Source organism: Xanthobacter sp. BG11Y11_SDJG (assembly GCF_057364445.1).
This window is the reverse complement of the sequence record NZ_JBNFNU010000320.1, coordinates 1-4,938: the sequence shown is the minus strand read 5'-3', so window position 1 is coordinate 4,938 and position 4,938 is coordinate 1. Positions and strand designations below refer to the sequence as shown.

Genomic DNA, 4,938 nt, shown 5'->3' with positions numbered 1-4,938 from the left:
ACGCCGCGCGCCTTGTCGGCCTGCGCCGCCACCGAGGCGGCGCGGAAGCCGGCGAGCGCGGCATAGCCCTCGGGTCCGTCCTTCACCAGCGCCTGGAAGCCGGCCTCGGCCTCCGGGAACTTGCCGGCGGCGGCGAGCTCCGAGGCGGCCTCGAACGCGGCGCTGGCCTTGAAGGCCTGCTGCTCGCGCCAGTATTTCCAGCCGCTCCAGCCGGCGGTTCCGGCCACCAGCAAGAGCGCCAGCGCGATCAGGTAGTTGCCGAAGCGGTCCCACAGCTTGCGCAGGCGCTCGCGCCGGAGGTCTTCCTCGATCTCGTGAAATATGTCGGTCATCGGCGGTTCGCGGCTCTCTGGCGCCGGCGCGCCCGTCAGGGGCGCCGGAAAGGGCGGGTAACGTATCCGTGCGGCTCAATCGTGGCAAACCCGCGCCGGTCAAGGGGCAGGCCGGTCCGATCGGCGCATCGTCGGCGCGGCCGGATGGCCTGCCGCACCGGCTGGAGCGCTGCGGGGAACGAAAGTCCGCCGCCGCGGTTGCGCTTGCGGCGACGCCCGGGCCGACGCCCGGCCCGTGGGCGCGCGACGGAGGGGGTCATGACCGTTCAGATCATATTGCTGCCGCTGTTCATCCACGTGGCGCTGGTGCTCGCCGTGCTGCTGCGCGGCATCCGCGCGAGCGAGGTGACGGCAGACGGGGTGCGCGCCGTGTTCGCGGCGCTCCTGTTCTACACGCTCACCGCGCTCGCATTGTTCACCCGCAAGGCGGACGTCGCGTTCGTGGTGCTGGCCTTCGTGTTCGTCGCCCTGCGCCTCATCGCCGCCTTCCCGCAGCTCCTTTCGCCGGCGGCGCGGGCGCGCGTGAGCCTCGATATTGCGAGCCTCGCGGTGCTGGCGCTCATGTGGGGCCTGTTCGCGCTGGCGGTCCTTCTGAACATCTGACCGCGGCGCGGCGATTGACAGGAGGCGCGGGGCGCTAGAGGACAGGCGCTCCGCCCGCCGCGCTCCAGGTGACAGACATGGACGATCCCGCCCGCCACGTTCTTTCCGTCGGCGGCCACCAGGTGCTCTTCGTGATGGCCACCCGCCAGGAATACGGGCCGCACCTTCAGGCGCGCATCGCGCCGCTCATCACCGGCGTCGGCCCCGTGGAGGCGGCGGTGGAGACCGCGCGCGCCCTCGCCGCGCTGGAGCACCGGGGCGCGGCGCCGGACCTCGTGGTCACGCTTGGCTCAGCCGGCTCGCGCCGGCTGGATCATGCGGAGGTCTACCAGGTGGCGCGCGTCGCCTATCGCGACATGGATGCCTCGGTGCTCGGCTTCGAGAAGGGGCGCACGCCGTTCCTGGACGAGCCGGCGGAGATCGACCTGCCGCACCGCATCGTCGGCGTGCGGTCGGCCTCGCTCTCGACCGGCGGCGGCATCATCTCCGGCGCCGCCTATGACGCGATCGCGCAGGACATGGTCGACATGGAGAGCTTTGCGGTGCTGCGTGCCGCGCGCCGCCACGGCCTGCCGCTGATCGGCCTGCGCGGCATCTCCGACGGGCGCAGCGATCTTGCCCGCTACGAGGACTGGACCGAATATCTCCACATCGTCGACGAGAAGCTGGCGCAGGCGCTCGATCTGCTCACGGCGCAGCTGGCGGCCGGCGGACTCGATGCGCTCGCCGCGGGCGCCCAGGACCAGGAAGCGCACCGGTGATCCCTTCTGCCCGCATCTCCGCCGCCATCGAGGTTCTCGCCGACATCGCCACGCGCCGGCGGCCGCCGGCGAGGCGCTGAAGGACTGGGGCCTCGCCCACCGCTTCGCCGGCTCGGGCGACCGGCCGCCATCGCCGGCCTCGTCTATGACACGCTGCGCCGGCGCGCCTCCGCCGCCCATGTGATGGGATCGGACGCGCCGCGGGCGCTGGTTCTCGGCATGCTGGCGGTGATGCGCGGGCTCGATGCCGCCGCTATCGCCGCGCTGTGCTCCGGCGAGCGCTTCGCGCCGGCCCCGCTCTCGCAGGAGGAAATGGCGCGCCTTTCCGCGCCCGACCTCTCAAGCGCGCCGCCCTTCGTGCAGGGCGACTATCCCCAGTGGCTCCATGCCTCGCTGCGCCACGTCTTCGGGTCGGAGGCGGCGGAGGAGGGGCGTGCGCTCGCCGCCCGCGCGCCGCTTGATCTGCGCGTGAACACGCTGAAAGCCGAGCCGGACGCCGCGCGGGCCGCGCTGGCGCACCTCGGCCGGAGCCCGGGCGCTTCTCGCTGGCGCGCATCGTGCTCGACGCCGAGGGCAAGGCGCCGCCGGTCTCCGCCGAACCCGCCTTCCTGAAGGGCGAGGTGGAGGTGCAGGACGAGGGCTCGCAGATCGCCGCCATCCTCGCCCGCCCCGCGCCGGGCGAACAGGTGCTCGACCTGTGCGCCGGCGCCGGCGGCAAGACGCTCGAATTCGCGGCGCTGATGGACAATAAGGGCCAGATCTACGCCTACGACGCCGACATCCGCCGCCTGAAGCCGCTGCACGAGCGCATGGCCCGCGCCGGGGTGCGCAACGTGCAGGTGCGCAGTCCGCGCGGCGCCGAGGACGTGCTCGGCGACCTCGAAGGGCGCATGGACCTGGTGCTGGTGGACGCCCCCTGCACCGGCACCGGCACCTGGCGGCGCAACCCCGACGCCAAGTGGCGCGTGCGTCCCGGCGCGCTGGCCCAGCGCATCGCCGAGCAGGCGAAGGTGCTGGAGCAGGCGGCGCACTATGTGCGGCCCGGCGGCCGGCTCGCTTACGTCACCTGCTCGCTGCTCGACGAGGAGAACGGCGCCCAGGTGCGCGCGCTGCTCGCCAAGCGCGCGGACTTCCACCCCATCGCGCCCACCGAGGCCGCGCTGGCGCTGGGCGCCCAGGGGGCCGGCTCTGGCGGCCGCCGCCCTTACCAGCCGCGAGGGCCTGCTGATGACCCCGCGCCGGACCGGGACGGACGGCTTTTTCGTGGGCGTGCTGCGGCGGGAGGGGTAGGAACGCTTCCGCCGCGTTCTGCCGCGACGGATCGAACCGAACGGCGCCCCGCGCGTTGTTCCGCAGAGCGCAGGCGCAGCCGTGCGGCGCCGAACGGCGTCGGACGAGCCTGCGAGCGGAACGGGAGCAACAGATGGGTATCCTTCGTATCCTCGTCCTTCTGGTGGCGGTGGTGGGCGGTTATTGGGCGTTCTACGTCTATGCCTCGTCCGAGCCCTATGACGAGATCGGCACCGCCATCAATTCGCGCCTGCCGGCCGATGCGCGGGCCTATTCCTGCGCCGAGCTGAAGAAGCGCCACGGCGCGGCGGCGGTGAACCCGCCGGCGGGGTGCGAGTCCTATTGGGCGGCGATCTGATCGCCGGCCGGACCTTTGCTCGCCACGGTTCGCTGCGCGAGGAGGGTTCATTGGGCGGCGCCCTCTCACTGAATGAGAGGGAATGCGTTATCCGATCAGCTTGCAGGGCAAGCTGATCGGCGCGTGCTCTAGCCGCGCGGCGGCAATGGCGCTAGCAAGCGGGCAGACGGGCGCCCCGCGCGCCCGCTTCCTGCTTAACGCGCCGAAGAGGACCGCCCATGCCGCTTTATTCCCTCGATGGCATCGCTCCCGAGCTGCCCGCTTCCGGCCATTACTGGATTGCGCCCGATGCGGTGCTGATCGGCCGTGTCATTCTCAAGGAAGGGGCCAGCGTCTGGTTCGGCTCGGTGCTGCGCGGCGACAACGAGCCCATCGTCATCGGCGCGGGCACGAACATCCAGGAGAACTGCGTCCTCCACACCGATCCGGGGTTCCCCATGACTTTGGCCGATGGCGTCACCGTGGGTCACATGGCGATCCTGCATGGCTGCACGGTGGGGGAGGGGAGCCTCATCGGCATGGGCGCGACGCTGCTCAATGGCGCGGTGATCGGCCCGCGCAGCCTCGTTGGCTCGAACGCGCTGGTCACCGAGGGCAAGGTGTTTGAGGAGAATTCCCTCATCGTCGGCGCCCCCGCCAAGGCGGTGCGGCGCATCGACGAGGAGATGGCGGCGCGCGTCGCCCGCACGGCGGAGCACTACCAGCACAATTTCCAGCGCTACAAGAAGGGGCTGAAGCGCATCGACTGACGCTGCGCCGCCGTCAGCGGCCGCCGCCCACCACCGGCGGCACGCCGGTGTCGCCCAGCGACACCCAGCGGGCAGGATGGGCCTGGGACTGGCGCTTCACGTAGCGGTAGCCGGTCTCGCTCCAGGGCAGGATCTTCTCTTCCTGGTTGTCGAGCACGAGATCCCCGTGGTCGCTCACGACGGTCAGCACCGCATGGCCGTCGCCGTTCTGGTCGCGCACCACCGTGATCAGCAGCACCGAGGCCGGCCAGCCGAGATTGAGCAGCAGCCGGCGCTTCTCCAGCACATAGTCTTCGCAGTCGCCGCGGCCGTCGTCGGGATAGGTCCAGCGCTCCGTCTCGCCATAGTGGTCGAGGTCGGTGGCGGGCTCGATGCTGGCGTTCACCGAGGTGTTGGCGCGCTCCAGTTCGGCGCGCGCCGCGCATCAAGGCGCACCATGGCGGTCAGCGGCCCGGAGGGTGCGCATTCGTGGCCGTGCTCGGCGCAGAAGCGGGTGTAGCCGATGGGCGCGCTGGCGGCATGCCCCTCGGCGAGATTGTTCGGAATGGCGGCGGGCGAAAGGCTGGTCACGCGCGGGCTGAGACGCTGGTCCTGCGCGCGGCGCCTGTGGCGGCAGCCATCACGAGGAAAGCGGTCAGGAGCTGTCGGACCAGGCGCTCGGTCATTGCGGGCATCCGCCAATCGTTAACAAGATCATAATGCCGCATCCCGGCCGCAATTGCCCCGTCAACCTTCCGTTAACCTTAACGTCCGCGGCCGGCCGTGCCCGCAGGGCCACACCGCACGCCGCAAGCGCCGCCGTGACTGTGGGCGGCGGCGCCGGACCGCCCCGCGGTACCGCGCAG

At 71.5% G+C, this 4,938-nt stretch carries 7 protein-coding genes and 1 pseudogene; 5 read left to right on the top strand and 3 right to left on the bottom strand.

Annotated features, from left to right (window positions below; genetic code table 11):
* Positions 1–332 (bottom strand): tetratricopeptide repeat protein (locus tag AC2W7M_RS19715; RefSeq protein WP_486134273.1); only part of this gene is annotated, 332 nt, incomplete at its 3' end.
* Positions 333–590: 258 nt separating this feature from the next.
* On the opposite strand from AC2W7M_RS19715, the gene AC2W7M_RS19710 reads away from it, so the two are divergent.
* From AC2W7M_RS19710 to AC2W7M_RS19690, 5 genes and pseudogenes are all read left to right on the top strand, one after another.
* On the top strand, positions 591–935 hold the full coding sequence (locus tag AC2W7M_RS19710; protein ID WP_486134271.1) for a hypothetical protein: 345 nt from the start codon (positions 591–593) through the stop codon (positions 933–935).
* A 77-nt stretch (positions 936–1,012) separates the two neighbouring features.
* Positions 1,013–1,696: a 5'-methylthioadenosine/S-adenosylhomocysteine nucleosidase gene (locus tag AC2W7M_RS19705; protein ID WP_486134269.1), complete on the top strand. Its 684-nt coding sequence runs from the start codon at positions 1,013–1,015 to the stop codon at positions 1,694–1,696.
* Positions 1,693–2,986, top strand: a pseudogene (locus AC2W7M_RS19700) (RsmB/NOP family class I SAM-dependent RNA methyltransferase). The gene AC2W7M_RS19705 and the pseudogene AC2W7M_RS19700 overlap by 4 nt, the downstream one beginning before the upstream one ends.
* Positions 2,987–3,119: 133 nt before the next feature.
* Entirely contained in the window at positions 3,120–3,344 is a 225-nt protein-coding gene (locus AC2W7M_RS19695) for a hypothetical protein (RefSeq protein ID WP_486134267.1), read from the top strand.
* Between the two features lie 218 nt (positions 3,345–3,562).
* Complete coding sequence (locus tag AC2W7M_RS19690) at positions 3,563–4,093, top strand: gamma carbonic anhydrase family protein (RefSeq protein WP_486134265.1); 531 nt, start codon at positions 3,563–3,565, stop codon at positions 4,091–4,093.
* A gap of 13 nt (positions 4,094–4,106) precedes the next feature.
* Here AC2W7M_RS19690 and AC2W7M_RS19685 read toward each other — a convergent pair whose 3' ends face one another.
* Positions 4,107–4,478 carry a transglutaminase-like cysteine peptidase gene (locus tag AC2W7M_RS19685; protein ID WP_486134263.1) on the bottom strand — a complete coding sequence of 124 codons (372 nt, stop codon included), beginning with the start codon at positions 4,476–4,478 and terminating at the stop codon, positions 4,107–4,109.
* On the bottom strand, positions 4,475–4,663 hold the full coding sequence (locus tag AC2W7M_RS19680) for a hypothetical protein (RefSeq protein WP_486134261.1): 189 nt from the start codon (positions 4,661–4,663) through the stop codon (positions 4,475–4,477). The genes AC2W7M_RS19685 and AC2W7M_RS19680 overlap by 4 nt, the downstream gene beginning before the upstream one ends.
* Between the last annotated feature and the right edge of the window lie 275 nt (positions 4,664–4,938).